The sequence below is a fragment of the Flavicella sp. IMCC45668 genome, assembly GCF_057219105.1.
This window is the reverse complement of the sequence record NZ_CM170114.1, coordinates 373,033-395,114: the sequence shown is the minus strand read 5'-3', so window position 1 is coordinate 395,114 and position 22,082 is coordinate 373,033. Positions and strand designations below refer to the sequence as shown.

The following is a 22,082-nucleotide window of genomic DNA, read 5'->3' as shown; positions in this document are numbered from 1 at the left end:
CACAAAATGACCACAAAAGAAGGGGGCATAACTTTTATATTCTCCTTGCTACACTATAAATTTCAAATAAAAATATAATTATTCTAGATAGCTTGTAAACTATTTGGTTTGAGTATCTTTGCACCCTGAAATTTAGATTATGAGTACGGAAAACAATAAAGAATTAATTGCCTCTGGAGAAATGCTCCCATTAATGGAAGAATTTTATACCATTCAAGGGGAAGGTGGTTATACCGGTACAGCAGCATATTTTATTAGAATTGGTGGTTGCGATGTAGGTTGTCATTGGTGTGATGTTAAAGAAAGTTGGGATGCTAATTTACACCCTCCTACCTTAACCGACACGATTGTTTCTAATGCTAAAAACTATGCTAAAACGGTTGTTGTTACTGGTGGAGAACCCTTGATGTGGTCTCTAGATTATATCACCTCAAAATTAAGAACCGAAGGAATTCGTACCCATATTGAAACTTCAGGCGCTTATAAACTTTCAGGAACGTGGGATTGGTTCTGTTTATCTCCTAAAAAGACAAAACTTCCATTAAAAGAGTGTCATCAAGCTGCAGATGAACTTAAAATGATAATTCACAACGCAAACGATTTTATTTTTGCAGAAGAGCAAGCGGCAAAAGTTTCTAGTTCTTGTCAATTATACCTGCAACCAGAATGGAGTAAAAAAGAAAAAATGATTCCTCAAATCATTGATTATGTAATGAAACACCCTAAATGGAAAATTTCTTTACAAACTCATAAATACTTAAACATCCCTTAGTCCATAACTACTTTTGCAGCTTCTAAATAGTTATTTATAACAAGCTTGTAAATAAAACTTTAGTCCCTATCTATTTATATTTGCTACTTAGATTTTGTCACATCCTTTCAAATTGTAAATAACTTCTGAAAAAGTTATCTATTTCCTTCTATTGAAAATTATATATTCGCTTGCATTCATTTTGCTACAATAGAATTATAGAAACCAAACAGGATCAATGAATAACGTAAAGAATTGGCTTAATTACTATCGAAATAGTTTATTTGATAGTGAAAATTTAGCTGTTGATATTGCTCGTATCAAAAATTTATACCACCAAGTTAATTGCAACCTAGAAACTGGAACCATCCAGGAGAAAAATGCAACACAAATGTTGGATCTTGAAGAAAGAAGAATCAACAGACTTAAAGGTATCACTAAAAAAGATAGTCCGAACTGGTACGAAGTAACGGATACTGAAATCATCATTGCTCCCTTTGAGTTGGAATTACAAAATTCAAATTTTAAAGCTGCTCCAATCCACCCTTTTTGGATCAGAGCTAGGGTGAATAGGTCAGGTCAATTAACGGCTCCAAAAGATATGTTTCCGCTAATCGTAAGAAACTATTTAGCTCCTATTGCTGATATAGGAAACGATTTTATTTTTTCAAAAATGGATCTTGTTGAAGAAGCCAGAGAAATGGAAGAACCTTTTCCTTTAGATGATGAAGAACTTGTTTCTTGGGATATTTACTGGGCTTATATCAATGATGTATTTGAAGCTATTGCTTTTAGCGACATGAATTATTTTAATGCTGAAGGATACACAACACGACACAAAGTAACTTATTTTGCGAAAAGCTCAAAAATTGCTACCGCTAAAAGTATTCTTTTTTTGTATGAAAATCTTCTCAACGAAACCATTGATTTTCCATTAATTGAGAAATTAGTTGACCCAATTGATAGAGAAAGAAAAACTGCAATTACTGATGATGGTTTTTTAAATTACAACCACTTGCATTTAGGGCAAATGTCCAATGAATTCCCACTCTCAATAAGTCAAAGAAAAACACTTTTATCGTACCTCACAGCAGAAGCCAATTCAGTAACTGCGGTAAACGGCCCTCCTGGGACAGGAAAAACTACGTTGTTACAAAGTCTAGTTGCCACCGAAGTTGTTAGATCTGCGATAAAAGGTGAAGAAGCCCCAGTGATACTTGCCTGCTCTACGAACAACCAAGCTGTAACAAATATTATTGATAGTTTTATAAATTCTGTCAGTACCATGGATGACCTTTCTGAACGCTGGATCCCAGGTTTTCATGGGTATGCAACTTACCTACCTTCGAATTCAAAGAGCGAAAAAACTTTAAAAAATATAAATTTCTTAAAAGGAAATCTATTCGGACATGAAGGAACCCTATGTGATCTTGAAAACGAAACATTTGTATATGATGCTGAAAACTTTTTCTTTGACAAATACTACGACTACTTTGGTTTTGAAGCCGACTCACTTGAGGATGCCTGCGACCATCTTCAAGAAGAAATAACAATTGTTGAAGACAATCTAATCAATGGGGTTAATATTTCAAGAGAATTTATTCAATACATCAATAAAACCAATAAAGTTTTAATTGATGACCAACAATACATCAAAAAAGATCAAGTCAATGTCTTAAAAATTCAACAATGGAGAAAATCACTTACAGCATTAAAATCCAAATCTAAAGACCTAGATTTTAAAGATCAAATTTCGACTTTTTTTAAGTTATCGGAATCACAAGAAATTAGTGCTTCTCAAATATTTATTATCCCGTTAGACATTCTTGAAAACATAGAATCTGCATTGGACTTTATAAAACAAGTAATTTCTGACCTGAATGGTGTGTTGAATTCTTTCGCTCGATTAAAAGAATGGAAAGAACAAAATAACATCAAAGGGTTCCCTTTAGTTTCTGAAGAAGAAATGTGGAATTATGAATATGAGAAAATGGATACCAAAGATTTTTCTCAGCGATTTTTCTATGATGAAATTGATATCACATTAAGACATAAAGCATTCTTATTAGCCACTCATTACTGGGAAGCAAGATGGATTAGTGCTACGCTGGAAATGTTAGAGGAAAACACCGAGAAAGGAACAGGGGAACTTGTAATTCAACAAAAATGGAAAAGAAGAGCGATGTTAACTCCTTGTTTTGTAGCTACTTTTTACATGGCTCCAACACATTTTGTTTACAGCCAATTTCAGGGTGAGAACGAAGAAGGAAATCCTATATTTGAGTACCTCCCACTTTATAATTTCTTGGATTTATTAATTATTGATGAAGCCGGACAAGTAACTCCAGAGGTGAGTATTCCATTATTTTCTTTAGCACGTAAAGCGATTGTAGTAGGTGATTTAAAACAAATAGAACCTATTTGGATGATCCCTCCAGGCATTGATGCCGGTAACTTGAGTAATCAAAATATCACTTCGTCAAAGGAAGAAAACAGCTACTTAGAAAACCTTGGTTTCCTTTCATCAAGTGGAAGCATCATGAAAATGGCTCAAAATGCTTGTGAGTTTGAAACCCCATTAATTAAGGAAGCTGAAAAAGAAAAAGGTCTCTTATTACTAGAACACAGAAGGTGTAATGACGAAATTATCGGTTTTTGCAATGAACTTGCTTATGGTGGAATCCTAAAACCTATGAAGGGTACCGCAAAACCTGATCAAATTTTCCCTTCAATGATGGCTTATCATATTGAGGGTGTAAGTGAAAGAAAATACAACAGTAGATGTAACCTTATTGAAGTAAAGTCAATTGTTTCTTGGTTAAATAAAAATAAAGAAGCGATTAAAGAGGCTTATAATGTAGAATCTGTAGAAAAAGTTTTAGGAATAATTACTCCCTTTACAAGTCAGAAAAGCGAACTTTCCAAAGCGCTAACCGACTCAGGATACAAAATAAATGACATCAAACTAGGAACCGTACATGCGTTGCAAGGAGCTGAACGAAACATCGTTCTATTCAGCTCAGTTTACACTAATGAAGACGAAGGAACTTTATTTTTTGATAGAGATAACAAACCTAATATGCTAAACGTTGCAGTATCTAGAGCGAGAGATAGTTTTATTTTGTTTGGGGATACACGTGTTTTTGATGAAAATAATGAAACACCATCAGGGGTTCTAAAAAAACATCTCAATTTAGTAGAAGTAGAACATTAACTAAAATATTTTATACAAAAGAGAGTCGCAACTCAACTTTTCAACAATTTGAAAGTCAACAACCATCCTTAAAAACTATTAAGTAGCATCCTTAAATACTGCTAGTCTGCGCAATAAAAAATCAGTTAGTGTTTTTCCACTAAAAACAACACAAAACACTACAAACCAACAACTTAAAAATTAAATGTATTAAATACAGGTTAAAATAATTGCATTTTTTTTTTAGATACTTGTTGTTTTTATAAATAATTATTTCCTATCTTTACTATGCTATGAAAAGGGACTTATTAACATTACGAATATTTCTAAATGAAACAATGTTTTGACTCTGTTTGAAAAATTTCAAACAAAGAATTGACATTTCATTTAGAAATATTTTTTTTCATAGCCGATTGACGGAAATTAATTTATGACAACCTCACATAAATTAAAGGTAAAATGATTTTTTTACAACGTTTTATTCAACCAACTACCAATTATACTGACTATGAATTCACTATTAACCCAAATTGAATCGTCTCAAGATGCTATTAATTTTTTGACGAAAAATGTTTCACTTGACAACTGGAATTACATTGAGGAATCCTTAATTATGGCAAAATTTAAGGCTGATTTAAATCTTGACAAGGATTTATTCGATGCTTTAGATTGGCCTTTAGACAGAACTTCTTATTTAAATTACTTAGAAAGTTTCCAAAAATGGGTACCACAACAAAGTAACTCTAAAGTCTGGAAAAAACCTGGTACACCACACAGCCAAGAAGTATATGATCGTTTGTGCCATTTTTATTTCCTTGTAGACCAACAAACGGGAATTGGTGTTTTATCTGAAAATATTGAATGGTTTACGGAGTTTTTACTTCATTTCTCGGAAAACTGGGGATCATTCCTAGACACTAATGAATCTTTTAATGATGCCATTTTAACAGAACACATTAAATTTTCACCACAATACCGTGTGCAAGACTCCTTAATTAACGGAAGACCCAATAGTAACTGGGATTGCTTTAACGATTTTTTTGCCAGAGAATTAAATCCTGGATTACGAAAAATAGATAGCCCAGAGGATAACTCAATCGTTACGAGTCCTGCAGATTCTACCTTTAAAAAGAAATACTCTATAAATTCAAATTCCGAAATTGAAGAGATCACCATAAAACAAACGCATATATTTAATAACATTCCGGACCTATTAAAAGATAGTAAATACAAAGATTCTTTTGCTAATGGGACTTTTGTCCATTACTTTTTAGGTCCCTATTCTTACCACAGATTCCACTCTCCTGTGTGTGGATTAGTAAAAGAAAGTTATCCTGTTTATGGTTTGACTTCTTTGGATGTAAACATTGAAGACAACGGACAATTTAATACTACTAGTAATGCAGCAAATGGCTATCAATTTTCTCAATCTAGAGGAATCTTGATATTAGACACAAGAAACTCACCTTATGGAGACATGGGCTTAGTAGGTGTGGTTCCAGTTGGAATGTCTCAAATCTCATCTGTGCATATGTTAGCTACGCCGGATACAGTGATTGAAAAAGGAGAAGAATTTGGTTACTTCAAATTTGGAGGATCTGATGTGATTTTACTTTTCCAAGAAGGAAAAGCTCCTGAAATTAATGAATCCGAAGGATATCGCCATTATGGGAATAGCGTAAGCAGAGCACAAAAAAACATAAAATAAATATTGAAACTAGTTCGCACAATATGGATCGGGGGAAAAAATATTGTTTAAAGGCGAATTAGTTTCATTTTTAAGACTTTTCGTAAATTAAGGTTAAGTTAGATTTTAAAACTAATCCGAATAACTATTAAATAGGGGGTATTTGATAATTATTTTTTCGGATTAGTTTTATTTATTTGTAAGCAGTATTTTTGCCGACATGGAAAACAGAAAGTCGGTTTTAAAAAAACTTCACAGGGCAGTTGGAGAATCTATTGAGCAATACTCAATGATTCAAGATGGAGATAAAATAATGGTTTGTCTCTCGGGAGGTAAGGATAGTTACACCCTTCTCCATATGTTAATGCACTTTCAAAAAGTTGCTCCTATTAATTTTGATATTATTGCAGTCAATCTAGATCAAAAACAACCTGGATTTCCAGAAGAGGTTCTACCTACCTATTTAACAAAATTAGACGTCCCTTTTAAAATTATCGAAAAAAACACCTATAAAGTGGTGATGGAGAAAACTCCTGAAGGGAAAACCACCTGTAGTTTATGCTCGAGACTAAGGCGAGGAACACTCTATGAAGCGGCCAAAGATTTGGGCTGTAATAAAATTGCACTTGGACATCATAGAGATGATATTCTAGAAACATTTTTACTTAATTTTTTCTTCTCAGGAAAACTTGAAACGATGCCCCCTAAATTTTTAAATGACGCAAAGGATTTAGAAGTGCTACGTCCTCTTGCTTTGTGTAAAGAAAGTGACATAGAAGCATATGCAAGTCACATGAATTTCCCTATCATCCCTTGCAACCTTTGTGGCTCACAAGAAAATTTGCAGCGAAAAAAAGTAAAACAGATGATTTCAGATTGGGAATCCGAATTCCCAGACAGAAGCTCTATTATGATGAATGCATTATCAAATGTATTTCCGTCACACTTACTAGATAAAAAATTATACAATTTTAAAGAGTTAAAAGGAAAGGATTTATCATCATTAGTTTAATTTTCATTTTTTTTATAACTTAGAAAAAAACTAACTTATGAAAAAAACAATCTTTCTTTTACTTCTATTTGCTATAACTTTTCAATCACAGGCACAGACCATAATCGGACAATGGGAAACATATGATGACAAAACAAATGAGAAAAAAGCCATTATAGAAATTTATAAACAGAACGAATCTTATTTTGCCAAAATCGTCAAAAATTTTGTTAGAGATGAAAATGCTGTGTGTGAAAAATGTGAAGGTGCTCAAAAAAACCAACCGATAATTGGCCTTGTGATCATAGAAAACCTAAAAGAAAATAAGGATGAGTACGACGGAGGAACTATTCTTGACCCTGAATCTGGTGATATCTACAAATGCTACTTAAAATTAGTTGAAGACAACAAGCTTAAAGTAAGAGGTTTTATTGGCTTTTCTCTTCTAGGAAGAACGCAGTATTGGCTCAGAAAACAACAGTAATCCTTATAGTTTGGTTAATTAACCAAGCTTTATGATTCTATAAACCACATATCTTTCATTGCAGCGGTGAGAGTTAACACCACTACTATCAATTTGAAATAGATGAAGGGAATTCAATTTTCATTTTCTCTGATGAAATTAATTTATCAAAAAAAGAATTTAAGAAAACCTGATATTTAAAAGAAAACTTGCCCTTTCTCAAATCAAAATAACAGCTAAAATTTTGTATCTTTTAATAAAAAAAAATAATGAAAAATATTCTCCTATTACTTGCATTTGGGTCAATTATAATGAGTTGTACCCCAAAAAACACTCCTTCTAAGGCGGTTAAACCAAACATTTTATTGTTAGTAGGAGATGATATTGGTTTCGGAGACTTAAGTTCATATGGATCAGAAATAGAAACACCCCACATGAACAAACTTGCAGAAGCTGGTGTAAGATTTACAAATTTTCATGCCTCACCCGTTTGTAGTGTTACTCGCTCGATGTTAATGACTGGTTGTAACAATATTGAAATTGGATTAGGTTCTTTCGATTACTCCTTTTACCCACCTACAAAAGGAAAATCGGGTTACGAAGGTTATTTAACTAAAAATGCAGTTGCAATTTCTGAATTAATGAAAGATGCCGGCTACGAAGTATATAAATCCGGAAAATGGCATTTAGGTGGAGAAGCAGCAGGTGGATACGGCCCTTTAGAATGGGGATTCACAAAAGAATTTGGTATTTTATCAGGTGGCTCAAACCACTGGAATAACTGGGCAATGACACCAGATTTTAGTGATCCAAATGGATTAAACGTAAAAAGAAAAGAACATTTTACACTAAATGGAAAACATTTTGAAAGACCAAATGGTGTATACTCAGGAGAGCTATACACAAATCAAATGTTAGAGTTTATAAAAGAAGGTGCTTCTGAAAACAAGCCTTGGTTTGCATATATGGCTTTTACAACAGCACATTTTCCTATTCAAGCACCGGCTGATAAAATTGACAAGCACTATAAAAAATATTTAAAATTAGGATTTTCAGGTCTCAAAAAAGAACGATACGAAAGTTTAAAAAAACAAGGATTAATAACTAAAACAGCAACAGAACCTTTGTTTAATGATATTACCCATAAATGGGAAAGTTTATCTCAAAAAGAAAAAGAAATACAGGCTAAGGTAATGGCAACTTATGCTGCTATGATTGAGGATCAAGATGACAGAACTGGACAAATTTTAAATTATTTAAAAACTTCTGGGCAGCTTGACAATACCTTAATTATATACCTTACTGACAATGGTCCTGAAGGTTTCGAAGCTACCCATCCGAAAACAGGAAATCCTGAAATGGCAAAATGGATTGAAACACAATTTGATCAAAGTTTTGAAGCAATAGGTAGCGCTAATTCTGAACATACAATTGGGGTTTCTTGGGCAAATGCAGCAACAGGAGGTCTTCAATGGTGGAAATGGTTTATTGGTGAGGGAGGAATTAGAGTTCCTATGATGATCGTTCCACCAGGAGCATTTTCAACCGATTATAGCAAAGCAGGACATATTTCAAATGCTGTAATTTCTGTTAAAGATTTACCAATGACAATTTTAGATTATGCAGGTATCAAGCACCCACAAACAAAATACAAAGACAGAGAAATTGTAGCACCATCAGGAGTTAGTGCTCGACCATTTTTAGAAGGACAAAAAAAACATGTACGATCGGAAGATCAATGGTATGCATTTGAACTTTTTGGAAATGGGTATCTAATGCAAGGTAATTATAAAGTAATAAAAGTTAGAAAAGGGATGTTTGGTGATGGTAAATGGCATTTGTATGATGTTGTTTCTGATCCATCTGAAATGAAACCCTTAGAAGCAAGTATGCCTGAAAAATTTATTAAGATGAAAAACTTATATTTATCCTATGCCAAAGAACATAATATAATGGAGGTAGTTCCCGAATGGAATCCTTTCAAGGCCGCAAGTGAATAAATCTGAACCATATGAAATACATCAAATTATTGTTATTTATTTTGATTTTTGGATTAGGGCTTCCAAGCTGTTCCAAGAACAATGAAAAAAGTGATGTTATCAAAGTAACAGGTAAACTAGAAGAATTAGGAATGACGACCTTTCAATATGGAACACATCGTATCAATAGTTATGTCGTTAAAAGTGAAAAGATCCAGCTTGAAAATTATTTAAACAAGACCATTACAATCTCTGCAAAAATTGCTAAAGGCTATCCTATAGAGGGTGGCCCTACCCTATTAATCGTTGACAGTATTAAAGAATAAAATTTACAATCCTGTTTGACAATCTTTTTATATTTACACTCCCATAATCGCAAACCAAAACCGTTTCCAATCAAAAAAATGAAATTTAAAAATCTTTCTATTCTTATAATTTTAGGGCTATTACTATCATGTTCGACTATCCCTAAAAAAGCGCAAGCAGTCACACCTTTTTCAAAAGAACGTTATTTAGGAAAATGGTTTGAAATTGCACGGTTAGATTTTAAATTTGAAAAAAACTTAAACAACACGACGGCAGAATATAGTCTCAACACCAACGGAACAATTAAAGTGGTCAATAAGGGATATGATATAAAAAAAGAGAAATGGAAACAAGCCATTGGCAAAGCTAAATTTGTTACCGCAGATTCTATAGCAATGCTCAAGGTTTCATTTTTTGGACCATTTTATGGTGGATATAATATACTATCTATCGATGATGATTATAAATATGCTTTAGTTGGTGGCGGATCCTTAAAATATTTATGGTTCCTTTCCAGAGAAACAACTATTCCTGAAACTATAAAGATTAAATATCTAAAAATTGCCAAGGAAATTGGTTACAACACAAACGAACTTATTTGGGTAAAACAAACAGCACAAAAGAGCTAAACAAAAAGTGAACCTTACCATTCTTTCAAAATTCCCTACCAAACATCAAAAGCCAAATCTAGATTAAATTGAGTCTTCATCAATGTATTATCTAGTTACCAAACAAAGCATTAACACTTGTTTTATATAAGTTTACCATCAACTAAACTAAATCAATATGAAACAAACATTAAAAACTCTAAGTAGTATTTTTCTACTTGGATGCGGGAGTCTTATGGCTCAAGATTGGTCCAACACTCCTATTCCTGTTTCTGCAGGCTCAGGAAAAACATGGGAACTATTAGAGTCTCATTCAGATCAATTTAATTACACAGGAAAAACAACAGCTTTCACAAATAAGTGGAAGGATGGTTATTTCAATGGCTGGCTAGGACCTGGTCTTACTGAATGGGCTAGCAATCATTCTTGGGTTGCTGATGGCAACTTAATTCTAAGATCATCCAGAAAATCGGGAACAAACAAAGTAAACACTGGAATCATTACTTCTAAAACCAAAGTAAAATACCCAGTCTATATGGAGGCTAGAATTTTGGTAAATAAACTAGAACTGTCCTCTAATTTCTGGTTCTTAAGTGAAAACTCAAAACGAGAAATTGACGTTTTAGAAGTTTATGGAGGAGCAAGTTCAGAATGGTTTGCGAAAAACATGTCAACGAATTTCCACGTTTTTTATAGAGATAATAACGATAATTCAATCATTAGTGACTTTAATGCTCAAAACCATATTCCTGCCCCAAACAATGGTAAATGGAGCGACACTTGGCACACATATGGTGTTTATTGGAAAAGTCCAACAGAAGTTCGTTTCTTTATTGACGGAGTAGAATCTACGTCTGGTTCTTGGCAAAATTCTATTATGAAGGACAAAGATTACACGGGTGCTATTCTGGATAAAACTCAATATAACATGAGTGAGGAAATGTTTATGATATTAGACACAGAAGATCATGAATGGAGATCAAATACCGGTATTGTTGCATCTGACAATGACTTAGCAAATAAAAATAAAAATAAAATGTACGTTGATTGGGTGAGAACTTATAAACCTGTTTCTAACAATGTTTCCAATGCTCCTATCGGTCAAACCATTTGGCTAAAAGCAAATAATGGCTCTGGAAAATATGTTTGTGCAGAGAAATCAGTAACAAACAACCCACTAGAAGCGGACAGAAATACAGTTGGGGCTTGGGAAAAATTTACGATTGAAGATGCTGGAAATGGTTTAATTGCATTAAAAGCGAACTCAACTAACACCTATGTTAGTGCAAGAATTGATGTAAGCGGAAGTCCTATAAGAGCGTTTCAGACTTACATTGGTAGTTGGGAAAAATTTTCTTGGGAGAGTCAAGGAACCGGAAAGGTTGCATTAAAAGCCAACGCAAATGGTAAATACGTACAAGCTAGGTTACATCTTACGGATGCTCCATTAGCAGCAGTAGGACCAGATGTACAAGGTTGGGAGACTTTCAATTGGGGTAGTACAAGTGCAAAATTCGGTAAACAATCGAACATAGAAAAAGAAGTTAAATTAACCAATATATACCCCAATCCTGCTAAGGATAAAATTTCGGTTTCGTTTAATGAAGATGACAACTATTCCTCTATTCAGATATTAAGCATGAATGGTCAGATTATTTTAGAAGAAACAATATCAAGTGATGTAAATAATAAAACTGTTGATATTTCTCAATTTGCGAGTGGAGTTTATATTCTGATCCTAAAAGGAGAAAACTCTAAAACGTTGAAGTTTATTAAAAATTAATCAAATTATTATTTCAAAAAATTAAGCTATCCAAATTTCTTGGATAGCTTTTTTTATGCAATGAAAATAGAATAAACCACCTTCTTATTATATAATTGCCTAACTTAACATAACTAAAAAATTATGCTATGAGTTTCCTTAAAAACAATTCCGCAAGAGCTTTAATTATTATCTTTTTCTTAAGCTCCATTTTTATTTTTACATTTGAATCTTGTGAAATTAAAAAAGATAAAAATCAAGATCCAATGCAAGGGGTTTGGGAACTAACTCATTTTTATCATACTGCAAATGGGGATACACTGATTATTGATACAAAAAAAACACAACATAAAATATATTTGGATGGCTATGTTATTTGGAATGTGAGTCCAACACATAAAAATGATGAATGGCACGGGTTTGGAACCTATAATTTTTCTAATGATACCCTTACCGAAAAGTTAACATCTATGTCCAATTCGATGAAAAGCGACAATAATACGTATTCTATTCCTATTGAATTAAATAAAAATAGTTACAAACAAATTAACACTTACATTTCTAACGATACACTCTATCAAAATATTGAAATTTATAAAAAACTAAAAAAATAATTTATGAAATGCTCTGTATACATTGCAACAAGTTTAGATGGCTATATTGCTACCAAAGATGATAATATTGATTGGCTACATGCTGCAGGAAATGGAAAGCAATTAAAACCTGAAAACGCGGATATGGGATTTGGAAAATTCTTAGACTCCGTTGATTGTATCATCATGGGTAGAAAATGTATGGAAGTAATTGCTAACATGAATCTTACTGAAGAACAATGGCCCTATAGAAATTTAAAAATAATTGTTCTAAGCAACACACTTACAAAAATTCCTGAAAGTTTAACTGGTAAAATAGAATATTACTCCGGTAATCTTTTGGAACTAACAAATTCCTTAGAAAAAAATGGTTTTAAACACGCCTATATAGATGGTGGAACAACAATTCAAAACTTCATCAATCTTGGGCTCATCGAAGAAATTACCATTACAAGAGTTCCTTTGCTTCTAGGTGAAGGGAAACCATTGTTTGGCAAAATTTCTAAAAATATAACACTCGTAAATCCATCAGTTTCTGTCTTTGAAAATGATTTTGTACAATTAAAATACAAGGTTGTTTATTGATATAACCTGAAATAAAAAAAGCACCTTTATTCAATAAAACAAAGGTGCTTTTAATTATTTAAAAAGAACTATTTATCTTCTAAAACCCAGGTACGCACCCAGTCATATTTTGTAGTTCTATCATCCCATGAAGCTGTTTCAAAAATACTCCCCGTTTCATCAACTGGATTCCAATCATAGGTTTCAATTGCCATTGTTATATATCCTGCAATATCAAAATCTGTGGTAGGTGTAACCGTATACATGTATTCTCCATCTAAATAAAACAATAATTCTGTTGGCGATTTCCACCAGCAACCATATACAAAAAATCGAGAATGATTTTTTTCTGTAAGATTTTTAACTCCAGATTTTCTTGTTTCTTCATTAATATCACAAGATCTTTTATGACGAATGGCATTTGAATGATATATATTATCCCATTTTTTTGCCCATGAGTGAGTTCCACTATGCACACGTCCTACACATTCTTGGATATCTAATTCTAATTTTCGTATCGGTCCATTGTTACAATTCTGTTGCATTGCAATCCAAAATGTAGACGACATAATTGTTTTATTAGCCTGCATTCTACATTCATAATACCTACCTGGCTCAGCTTTTACTTTAGATCTAATAATTGCACCTCCATGTGTCCAATCAGCACCTCTAAAACTTTTCGGAGTTTCATATTTTACCGTTGTTACATTTAAATTCCCATCACTAACTGAAACATTTTTTGATTCAAACAAGGCAGGTTCCCTACCATACCAACGAAAACCATCCGTTGCTGGATCACGATGCCATTTATCATCATCAAAGTGAGCATCGTTGAACTCATCTGAAAGTTCTTCAACTTTCACCCATTTCTTTCCGTCTGGTACCCCTACTCCATTTTGAACAGCATAAGGTCCCTCTTTTTTTACCGAGACAATTACTTCAAAACTACAAGAAGTAATATTACCAGCTTTATCTATAACTGTAAATTCATTTCTAGTGGTACCTATTGAAAATTGAGATCCTGAGCTCAAACCAGCCGTTTGATTTGTTACCGCTCCAGCTTTGTTGTCATACCCTTTGGGTGCAACATATGTAACTGTTACCGAATTTACACCTTCAGGAACTTGTACCTCTATATTTTCGACACATTCAATGGTTGGCTTTACATTATCTATCGTTAAATTATTATTCTCCTCATTTTTTGCACAGGCAATATTAGATAAACTTAATACTGCTCCAAATGCTAAACAAATTTTTGAAATCATCATATAAAATATTTTTCATCAAATATATAAGAACAAAAAAGCATTTTGAATTCGAAATGAATTTCCAATTAGAACATATGTTTTTAAGGTCTTGTAAAAAACTTGATTAAAACTTAATATACCATTTAATGACTTTTCCACTCTTACCATTAATAGCAACATCCTAACCCTAAAAACAAATAAAACACTGTAAACAAACATATTAAAAACCAACAACATTCATAGACATCTGTGAAATTCTATTTGGAGGAATCCCTTACAACTACGGTAATAAAACAAACATATTTTACTGAAGCATCTTAAAATATTGATTCAAAAACTTCAAAAAAAATCCGAACAGCCATTACGGCTATTCGGATCTTAATAGAATTCCAAAAAACATCAATTTTGAAACTGAGCATTATCTCTACCGATGTTTGTACAGTTACGTTTGTACAATTTTGTGTTACTCATTATATCTTTAAATAAAATATTTTTACTGTCATACATAAGTGTGTATTTGTAACTTTTGTTAGAATCCAATGTTAAATTCTGAAACGTCAAATCGTAAGCTGTAGTAGTACTAAATTCGTTAATTTTTTGAAGAATCATAGATGCATGACTAACACTAACATTACCACCATCAACCACCGTGTTGAATATTTCTGACTTGTATCCAATAAAACCATAACATTTGATATCTAAATTGCTAATAATATCATTGTTCAAAACTGAAGCGTTAGATAGTATTCCAAAAGAAATTCCATTTCTACAATCTGTAATTATATTATTCTCAGCAGTAATGTTATTTCCGCCCAAGGTTAATCCTGTATAATAACCTGTAATTTGATTTCCCGAAACCATGATATTTTGAACAATTTCTTCTCCCAATATTTTTTTAGATTTCACATTTATCGCAAAAATACCATTTACAGATGCCGCTTCCCTATTTACAAATACATTGTTTTTTACAACAACATTATTAGAATGTCCCGTACCTAACCTTTTATCCATTCTATTATTTTCTATAACCACATAACTTGCAGAATAACTAACAATGTCACCAGCTTCATTCTCATACAAATCGCAATTATCTATCACAACCCCCTCAACTTTTTGATATTCCAATAAAGCACCATCAGCAGTACGTTCACGATATGCTTCTAGATCAATTCCATATTTAGGAGCTACACCTGCACTACTGTAAACCAAATTCCCTGAACTATCATAATGTTGATTGCCATTTCCTACATGATGTATATGACAATTTTCAATCCTAGTTTCGTATGCATCAGTTATAGAAATACCATTTCTTCTCACATTAAATATTTCACAATCGTTAATAAGCAATCTTTCAGTAGTCCTATTTCCATCTGTCAAACTTCCATCCGGATTTCTTAATTTACTTTGACTTACCATGATTCCATCACCAATAGCTTCACTCATCTTAACTCCCTCAACAACTGCATCATGAGCGCCAATTATATTTAACAAATAACCAAACTCATGAGTATCTCTAGAAACTCCGTAAACACTTGTAAAAGGACTGTAGTCATGTGCAGCTCTATCTCCCACAAGATGCCCGCCAGTAATAGAAGAATTCTCCGTATCGTACATGGATATCAAAGCATAAGCAGGCATATGGGTAGGCTGTACTTTGATATAAGCCATCTCCCCTAGTCTCAAATGGAAATTAGAAGGTATTAAAATTGAATTTTCAGTCATTTTTACATTATTTGCAAATGCTGTTTCTACATTGAAAAATGCGTCAAGATCATCAATATACATAGAACTACCATTCAATCCTTTTACCGTTGCAATGGCCCTATTCATCTGTAAGGTATTTTTACTAGCTATTGAATCCTCAACAATACCTTCTGTAACATTCCATCTAGCTGCTTCAAAATTATATTCATTTGATAACAAAGAAACGTTTCCTTCAATATTCAAAGTTGAATTCAACAAAGCACCATCCAATCCTCCACCATCAAAAACCAAAGTACCATTAACTATATCTCCTCCATTAAAAACAAAATTTATATTGGGTTCAAGGATAACAACCGCTCCTCCTAAATCCCAAATACACGATACAAGATTCGTTGAATTACTTTGGAAACTCAAATCATCAAACAAACATATTTCTGAAACTCTTTTTAAGGAATTACTTTTAACTGTAGGATCTGAAATTTTTGTAATGCTATTTTCTTCGATTACATCTTCTTTGCAAGACTGCAAACCTAATAACAAGGTTGTACATAAAAATAGGCCTGTGACCTTCATTGTTTTTTTCATTGTAATTTTTTAAAAGTTATACTTAGTTTATCAAACTAAAAGCAGCAAACGTATATATATTTTAAATTTATTGAACAATTAATATATCTTCGGCAAGTTAGCCCCGATAGAAACGACCTCAACAGATTAATAATAAACTACTTAAAAAAAACAGAGCATATTTCAAATAAACAAATGGAAAACAGTAATGAAACGCCTACTGTTTTATATATGACATTTCAATAAAAAAACTCGTAAGCCTGTTCTTATTCATCAATAACAAAAAAAATGTCATTAAAATCAAAAACATTATTTTCTAAATAGTAGTACCTTTCTTAGATAAAAATTTTCGCTTCATGTTTACTAAAAAAATATACCCCGTAGCAACTGTAATAAAATGGACCAGGAGATATATTTATTATTTTATACCCATTTCTTTAATCCCTGTAATCCTTTATGACCTATTAGATTGGAATTGGCTTCACCTACCTTGGTTGCCTATTAGTTTAATCGGTACCGCACTCGCATTTATTAGTGGTTTCAAAAACAATGCATCTTACGGGAGGTTATGGGAGGCCAGAAAAATTTACGGTGGAATTGTCAACAGCTCGAGGCTATTAGCAACAATGCTAAACGACTTCCTTACGAATGAATTCACAGAGACGCCAAGATCTGAGGAAGATTTTTTTCAAATTAAGAAAGCAATTATTTTAAGACATATCGCTTGGATGACCTGCTTAAGACACGCTTTAAGATCAAAAAAAGGATGGGAAACCACCCATACGAATACTTCAGATAAAGAACATATGTTTGGTATAAAAGTAAGGGAGTATGAATTCTCATTAGAGGAGGAATTACAAGGATATTTATCCGATAGTGAAACCAATGACGTTCTTAGCATGACGAACAAACAAGTCGGTTGCTTAAAACTTCAATCAAACCATTTCAAAGAACTAAAACTCGCAGGATTAATTGATGATTTTAGACATATAGAATTTAAAAATTTAATAGAAGAATTCTTTACCTTACAGGGAAAAGCAGAAAGAATAAAAAATTTCCCCTATCCAAGGCAATTCGCGACCCTTAATAATTTTTTCGTGTGGATTTTTGTACTACTACTTCCCTTTGGATTGATGAATGAATTTGATCAAATTGGAGAAGAACTACTTAAAACAAATTCAAATAACCCCATGTATACTTTTATTGCATCACATTTTGTATGGCTTACCATCCCTTTTAACATTATTATTTCATGGGTATTTATGTTGATGGAGCGTGTTGGTGATGTTTCAGAAAATCCTTTTGAAGGAATGAGTAATGATGTTCCTATTACAACAATTTCTAGAGGAATTGAAATTGACATTAGAGAGATCATAGGAGATTCGAAAGAAAACATCCCCAAACAACATCCTGAACTATTTCATACACAAATGTAAACTGATTCAATTAAAAAACTTATTGAATCAAAGTAAGATCTTCATAAAAAAATCACTTGTCTATTGGGTAATTTCAAACCAAATAAACAAGTGATTTTTTTATACTTAGATATGAATCAGGCAACTTTCATTATTTTTAATTAAAAAACATAGCTCCTTAACAATAGTTAATTTTCAATATTAATAAGGGTTTGTAAACTTTCAAATCAAAATCTAAAAAAAAAGATTGTGCAACAAATGATTTTCATTCTACCCCAAAAATCATCTTTATGGCACAAACCAAAACTAAATCTCCCCCTTTAAAAAAGCTGCAAACCCTGTATTTATCACACTATTACAAAAACTAGACAAAGTGATAATCTGTACAACTCACCTCTAAAAAAGGAAAAACACCCCTAAAAAAAGCTCTTTTATACCTTAAATTGTGACTTTCATTAACTAAACCAAACCAAATGTTAAAAAACAAACAATTTAAACTTTTGTTGTTCTTTATTTCCAGTACAACAATGTTTGCACAATTAGATGAAGACTATTTTCAAAAATTACAAACGAAAAGGGTCACCTCTTCAGAAAAGTTAGTCTGGACTCAATTCGGTCCTGGAACTTCAGGTTATACCGAGTTTTTTTGGTGCCACCCTACCGATCCCTCTACAATTCATATGGCACCTGATATGTTCAATGCATATGGCTCTTTCGATGGTGGAAACTCCTGGCAAACTATTTTAGATTATGATGGGAACCCAAGAGATATGAGCAGAACTTATGATATAGAATTCTCTCGACAAAATGCAAAATTAGGATTTGCTACCGATGAACTAGGTGGATTATTCAAAACCACTGACAAGGGAAAAACATGGCAGAAACAAAGTTTTTCATTAGGCAAAGCCCACAATGAAATCTCTGTAGATCCATCAAACGACAACAATTGGTTTATTGGAGCCGGAACCTTTTGGGATGTTAAAAGAAACCACAGAACCAAGGCCAATAAAACAGGGGAACAAAGGTCAACTGCTGTCACAGGGCACATTTACCGCTCTACCAACAAAGGAGTAAGTTGGCAAAAAATAACAGCAGGACTTCCTTCTACTTTAAGTGTTTGTAAAATCTTAGTAAACCCTAAAAACTCAAACAAAGTACTAATGGCGGCTAATACCGGTGTTTATAAAAGTTTAGATGGCGGTAAAACATGGAGTTCAAGCAAAAACGGTCTTCCTAATAATGCACCAAAGGATATGATCTATTACTACGACAAAGCAACTAATGTTTTAAAGTATTATTTGATTGAACAAACTAATTATTACAAATCTGGAAACACCTATGCTTCTACAGGCGGAATATATCTAAGTGAAGATATGGGAGATAGCTGGACCTCCATTACTGGTGATTTAGCAATTGATTTAACAGAAATCAACAGTAATTTAACAAAAAACTATTACAAAAAAACGGTTGCTCATTGGTTGGGAATAAACCAATCCGACATAAGTAATACCTACCCTAAAAGTATATTGCCAACCTTCAACCGAATCGTAATAAACCCAAAAAACTCAAAAGAAATTTACATTTCACACAATGTAAAACACGATTATTCTTTTGGACCTGGGGATGTTTGGAAAACAACGAATGGGGGAAAAAATTGGTTTCCTGCAACAAGAACTGGTTCCTATTGGAAAAACGAAACAGACAAAAATTATTGGAACAATATAAGAAATACACCAAAGACAACTATAAACACAAAGTTCGCCCATCTTCAACATGAAATGGATATTAGAGAAGAGCTTTGGGGATGTAGGTTTTTATCAATCAATTCTAATGGTGATGTCTTTATAAGTTTAGACCAACAAATATTAAAATCTACTGACAATGGGAATAACTGGAAACAAATTGATGATATAGAATCAAGTCCTGGAAGTAAAGCTTGGACAGGTCGAGGTGGTAGTAATTTGCCGGGTCGAATGATGCTTGTTGAAACAGGAATTCCCGGTAGAAAACTGTTTGCTAGTGGTGAGCATGGTTTATGGAAATCTGCAAATTCAGAATCAACCCAAAGACCTATTGCTGTAAAACAACTTGAAGGACAAGTGAATCCTGGAGGAGCACATTCTACCGCTACAGTAGCAGTGCATCCTAATAATCCTGACATTATTTTTACACTTCAACACCGTCAAAATTTCCGAGATGATTTAAGAAAATCTACAGATGCTGGTAAAACTTGGAAAACAGCAGGTGAAATTATTGATTACCCGAATTCAAACTTATCACAAGATGTGATGCATTGGAATTCGTTGTTAATTGATAAAGTCAATCCGAATAACATGCTTGCTTGTCTAACGAGTAATCCAATTTCCGAAGTAGGTGGTTTTAATAAATTAGATCATGGTAAATTTGGAGTATACAAAAGCACTAATGGAGGAGCAAATTGGAGTCTATCAAATAGCGGACTACCTTCCGGTTGCAGTGTGAATCGAATGGCACTTTTTCCTTCAAACAACAATACTGTGTATGCCGCATTAAACCAAGGAAGAAATGGCGTAAAGGGGGGCTTATATAGATCGTATAACAATGGTGGTTCATGGAATAAAATCAACAGCCTCCCTTCCGATATTACCTCAGTAAACAATGTCTTTATAAGTCCAAAAAACAATGATATTTACATTGCATGTGGAACTTACAGTGCTTCTGCAGCGCAAGGGGGTATTTGGAAAAGTACCGACAAAGCGGTTACCTGGACAAAAATATTTGAAATGCCTCAAGTATGGCATGTTGATGTCTCTCAAAAAAACAGCAACATTATAGTAGCAGCTGTAGGTAGACATAAGAATTTTCTTAACGGAGGAGCTTATATTTCAAGGAATGGAGGTAACACATGGATAAAAGTTAGTAAAAACCTTGCCAATCATGATAGAATAACAGACATTAAAACTGACCCTGATAACGAAAATGTTTTTTGGCTATCCGAATTAGGTAGTGGATGGTACCGAGGTCAATGGTACCCAACAAGTACTGCTACTCCCGAAAATAATCAACAATTTTACATCATAAATAAACAAACTGGAAAAAAGATTCGTCCAACGAACAATACAGATGGTGCCAATTTAATACAAGTCCCGTCATCTTGGACCGGTGATTATACGAGGTGGACAACTATTGCAACGAGTGATGATTACTTTTATTTAAAAAATGTAGAGACGGGAATGTATTTTAGACCTGATGACATGAACGATGGAGATGCATTGAGTCAAAGACCAACAAATTATACTGGAAACTATACTCAGTGGAAAAAAACAAATACTTCAGACGGATATTTCTATTTGCAAAACAGAACTACAGGAATGTACTTTAGACCAGAAACAAATTCTGATAATTCAATTTTACTCCAAAGGCCTACAACATATTCTGGGGACTGGACGCAGTGGAAATTTGAATACATCTCTGGAACCTCAGCAAAAACTGGAATCACCAAAAACAGCGATCCAATTATAGCATCAGATAAAATTAATATCTACCCGAACCCATCGTCAATTGGTGCAATTAATATTGCATTACCCGAAAACTCAAACGCAACGGTTAGAATATTCGATATCCACGGAAAACAAGTTTATTTTGGTAGCCATAATAATACTATTTCAACGGTGACTACAGAAAACCTAAAAAAGGGAATGTATTTTGTTGAAATAAACACAGGGACAAAAAAATTAGTGACTAAATTAATTATAAAATAGGTATACAAGTCCCAAGCAAAAGCCGCTTTTTTTCTTCAAAGCGGCTTTTTTGATAGATAAGAACTAACAGCTTTAAAAAAAATCACTTTTGAACATCTGTTCTAATTCTTAACCGATTTGAACAAGTCCTTATTCGTAAAAAGCAATAATATTGTACTACAATAATAACCAATAAACATTATAACATGAAAAAAGTAACACAAGTATTCTTTGTTTTATTCCTATTTGTAGCAGTAAGTGGATTCTCTCAAGAGAAAAAAACTTTTCAAGGTGCCATAGAGCATGCTAACTTTACAGAACAAGAAACTGTAGAAGCTAATAAAATCAATGCTGAAAAGACAAAAGAAATCAAAGCCATAAGAAAACAAAAATTACCAAAAGACCAGGAAAAAGCTCAAATTAAAAAAGCTAAACAAAAAGCAACTAAAAAAATTAAAGACCTAGTAGGTCCAGAAAAAATGAAGGCAATGAACTCATACTGGAAAAAGTAATTGATTTCATATGATTAGTTTAGT

General features: G+C 33.0%; 16 protein-coding genes. 14 read left to right on the top strand and 2 right to left on the bottom strand.

Going from position 1 to position 22,082, the window contains the following annotated elements:
- Nucleotides 1-139: 139 nt before the first annotated feature.
- From AC2DZ0_RS01830 to AC2DZ0_RS01780, 11 genes are all read left to right on the top strand, one after another.
- Entirely contained in the window at nucleotides 140-772 is a 633-nt protein-coding gene (locus tag AC2DZ0_RS01830) for a 7-carboxy-7-deazaguanine synthase QueE (protein ID WP_484643312.1), read from the top strand.
- 217 nt (nucleotides 773-989) lie between these two features.
- Nucleotides 990-3,965: a DEAD/DEAH box helicase gene (locus AC2DZ0_RS01825; RefSeq protein ID WP_484643311.1), complete on the top strand. Its 2,976-nt coding sequence runs from the start codon at nucleotides 990-992 to the stop codon at nucleotides 3,963-3,965.
- Between the two features lie 487 nt (nucleotides 3,966-4,452).
- Complete coding sequence (locus AC2DZ0_RS01820; protein ID WP_484643309.1) at nucleotides 4,453-5,652, top strand: phosphatidylserine decarboxylase; 1,200 nt, start codon at nucleotides 4,453-4,455, stop codon at nucleotides 5,650-5,652.
- Nucleotides 5,653-5,851: 199 nt separating this feature from the next.
- Nucleotides 5,852-6,643, top strand: a complete 792-nt coding sequence (gene ttcA / locus AC2DZ0_RS01815; protein ID WP_484491323.1) for a tRNA 2-thiocytidine(32) synthetase TtcA — start codon at nucleotides 5,852-5,854, stop codon at nucleotides 6,641-6,643.
- Between the two features lie 37 nt (nucleotides 6,644-6,680).
- Nucleotides 6,681-7,106, top strand: coding sequence for a DUF2147 domain-containing protein (locus tag AC2DZ0_RS01810; RefSeq protein ID WP_484643308.1), 426 nt, complete (start codon nucleotides 6,681-6,683; stop codon nucleotides 7,104-7,106).
- Between the two features lie 248 nt (nucleotides 7,107-7,354).
- Complete coding sequence (locus AC2DZ0_RS01805) at nucleotides 7,355-9,085, top strand: arylsulfatase (RefSeq protein WP_484643307.1); 1,731 nt, start codon at nucleotides 7,355-7,357, stop codon at nucleotides 9,083-9,085.
- A gap of 11 nt (nucleotides 9,086-9,096) precedes the next feature.
- The gene (locus tag AC2DZ0_RS01800) at nucleotides 9,097-9,390 is read left to right on the top strand and encodes a hypothetical protein (RefSeq protein WP_484643306.1); all 294 of its coding nucleotides are present in this window, start codon (nucleotides 9,097-9,099) and stop codon (nucleotides 9,388-9,390) included.
- A gap of 78 nt (nucleotides 9,391-9,468) precedes the next feature.
- Complete coding sequence (locus AC2DZ0_RS01795; RefSeq protein WP_484643304.1) at nucleotides 9,469-9,999, top strand: lipocalin family protein; 531 nt, start codon at nucleotides 9,469-9,471, stop codon at nucleotides 9,997-9,999.
- Nucleotides 10,000-10,156: 157 nt separating this feature from the next.
- Nucleotides 10,157-11,761, top strand: a complete 1,605-nt coding sequence (locus AC2DZ0_RS01790; protein ID WP_484643303.1) for a T9SS type A sorting domain-containing protein — start codon at nucleotides 10,157-10,159, stop codon at nucleotides 11,759-11,761.
- 128 nt (nucleotides 11,762-11,889) lie between these two features.
- Entirely contained in the window at nucleotides 11,890-12,354 is a 465-nt protein-coding gene (locus AC2DZ0_RS01785) for a hypothetical protein (RefSeq protein WP_484643302.1), read from the top strand.
- Nucleotides 12,355-12,357: 3 nt separating this feature from the next.
- Nucleotides 12,358-12,918: a dihydrofolate reductase family protein gene (locus tag AC2DZ0_RS01780; RefSeq protein WP_484643301.1), complete on the top strand. Its 561-nt coding sequence runs from the start codon at nucleotides 12,358-12,360 to the stop codon at nucleotides 12,916-12,918.
- A 68-nt stretch (nucleotides 12,919-12,986) separates the two neighbouring features.
- Here AC2DZ0_RS01780 and AC2DZ0_RS01775 read toward each other — a convergent pair whose 3' ends face one another.
- Together AC2DZ0_RS01775 and AC2DZ0_RS01770 are read right to left on the bottom strand one after the other, a co-directional pair.
- Nucleotides 12,987-14,165 carry an HYR domain-containing protein gene (locus tag AC2DZ0_RS01775; RefSeq protein ID WP_484643299.1) on the bottom strand — a complete coding sequence of 393 codons (1,179 nt, stop codon included), beginning with the start codon at nucleotides 14,163-14,165 and terminating at the stop codon, nucleotides 12,987-12,989.
- A gap of 378 nt (nucleotides 14,166-14,543) precedes the next feature.
- Nucleotides 14,544-16,433: a right-handed parallel beta-helix repeat-containing protein gene (locus AC2DZ0_RS01770; RefSeq protein WP_484643298.1), complete on the bottom strand. Its 1,890-nt coding sequence runs from the start codon at nucleotides 16,431-16,433 to the stop codon at nucleotides 14,544-14,546.
- A gap of 335 nt (nucleotides 16,434-16,768) precedes the next feature.
- On the opposite strand from AC2DZ0_RS01770, the gene AC2DZ0_RS01765 reads away from it, so the two are divergent.
- The 3 genes from AC2DZ0_RS01765 (at nucleotide 16,769) to AC2DZ0_RS01755 (ending at nucleotide 22,058) form a co-directional block, all read left to right on the top strand.
- Complete coding sequence (locus AC2DZ0_RS01765) at nucleotides 16,769-17,848, top strand: bestrophin family protein (RefSeq protein WP_484643296.1); 1,080 nt, start codon at nucleotides 16,769-16,771, stop codon at nucleotides 17,846-17,848.
- A 452-nt stretch (nucleotides 17,849-18,300) separates the two neighbouring features.
- Entirely contained in the window at nucleotides 18,301-21,567 is a 3,267-nt protein-coding gene (locus AC2DZ0_RS01760) for a VPS10 domain-containing protein (RefSeq protein WP_484643295.1), read from the top strand.
- 185 nt (nucleotides 21,568-21,752) lie between these two features.
- Nucleotides 21,753-22,058 (top strand): hypothetical protein, encoded by a 306-nt coding sequence (locus AC2DZ0_RS01755; RefSeq protein ID WP_484643293.1) that lies wholly within the window; start codon nucleotides 21,753-21,755, stop codon nucleotides 22,056-22,058.
- Nucleotides 22,059-22,082: the final 24 nt, after the last annotated feature.

Excerpts from the sequence above, each read along its gene's own strand:
- AC2DZ0_RS01830 (WP_484643312.1), top strand. The coding sequence starts at position 140 with ATGAGTACGGAAAACAATAAAGAATTAATTGCCTCTGGAGAAATGCTC.
- AC2DZ0_RS01825 (WP_484643311.1), top strand. The coding sequence starts at position 990 with ATGAATAACGTAAAGAATTGGCTTAATTACTATCGAAATAGTTTATTT.
- AC2DZ0_RS01820 (WP_484643309.1), top strand. The coding sequence starts at position 4,453 with ATGAATTCACTATTAACCCAAATTGAATCGTCTCAAGATGCTATTAAT.
- ttcA (WP_484491323.1), top strand. The coding sequence starts at position 5,852 with ATGGAAAACAGAAAGTCGGTTTTAAAAAAACTTCACAGGGCAGTTGGA.
- AC2DZ0_RS01810 (WP_484643308.1), top strand. The coding sequence starts at position 6,681 with ATGAAAAAAACAATCTTTCTTTTACTTCTATTTGCTATAACTTTTCAA.
- AC2DZ0_RS01805 (WP_484643307.1), top strand. The coding sequence starts at position 7,355 with ATGAAAAATATTCTCCTATTACTTGCATTTGGGTCAATTATAATGAGT.
- AC2DZ0_RS01800 (WP_484643306.1), top strand. The coding sequence starts at position 9,097 with ATGAAATACATCAAATTATTGTTATTTATTTTGATTTTTGGATTAGGG.
- AC2DZ0_RS01795 (WP_484643304.1), top strand. The coding sequence starts at position 9,469 with ATGAAATTTAAAAATCTTTCTATTCTTATAATTTTAGGGCTATTACTA.
- AC2DZ0_RS01790 (WP_484643303.1), top strand. The coding sequence starts at position 10,157 with ATGAAACAAACATTAAAAACTCTAAGTAGTATTTTTCTACTTGGATGC.
- AC2DZ0_RS01785 (WP_484643302.1), top strand. The coding sequence starts at position 11,890 with ATGAGTTTCCTTAAAAACAATTCCGCAAGAGCTTTAATTATTATCTTT.
- AC2DZ0_RS01780 (WP_484643301.1), top strand. The coding sequence starts at position 12,358 with ATGAAATGCTCTGTATACATTGCAACAAGTTTAGATGGCTATATTGCT.
- AC2DZ0_RS01775 (WP_484643299.1), bottom strand. The coding sequence starts at position 14,165 with ATGATGATTTCAAAAATTTGTTTAGCATTTGGAGCAGTATTAAGTTTA.
- AC2DZ0_RS01770 (WP_484643298.1), bottom strand. The coding sequence starts at position 16,433 with ATGAAAAAAACAATGAAGGTCACAGGCCTATTTTTATGTACAACCTTG.
- AC2DZ0_RS01765 (WP_484643296.1), top strand. The coding sequence starts at position 16,769 with ATGTTTACTAAAAAAATATACCCCGTAGCAACTGTAATAAAATGGACC.
- AC2DZ0_RS01760 (WP_484643295.1), top strand. The coding sequence starts at position 18,301 with ATGTTAAAAAACAAACAATTTAAACTTTTGTTGTTCTTTATTTCCAGT.
- AC2DZ0_RS01755 (WP_484643293.1), top strand. The coding sequence starts at position 21,753 with ATGAAAAAAGTAACACAAGTATTCTTTGTTTTATTCCTATTTGTAGCA.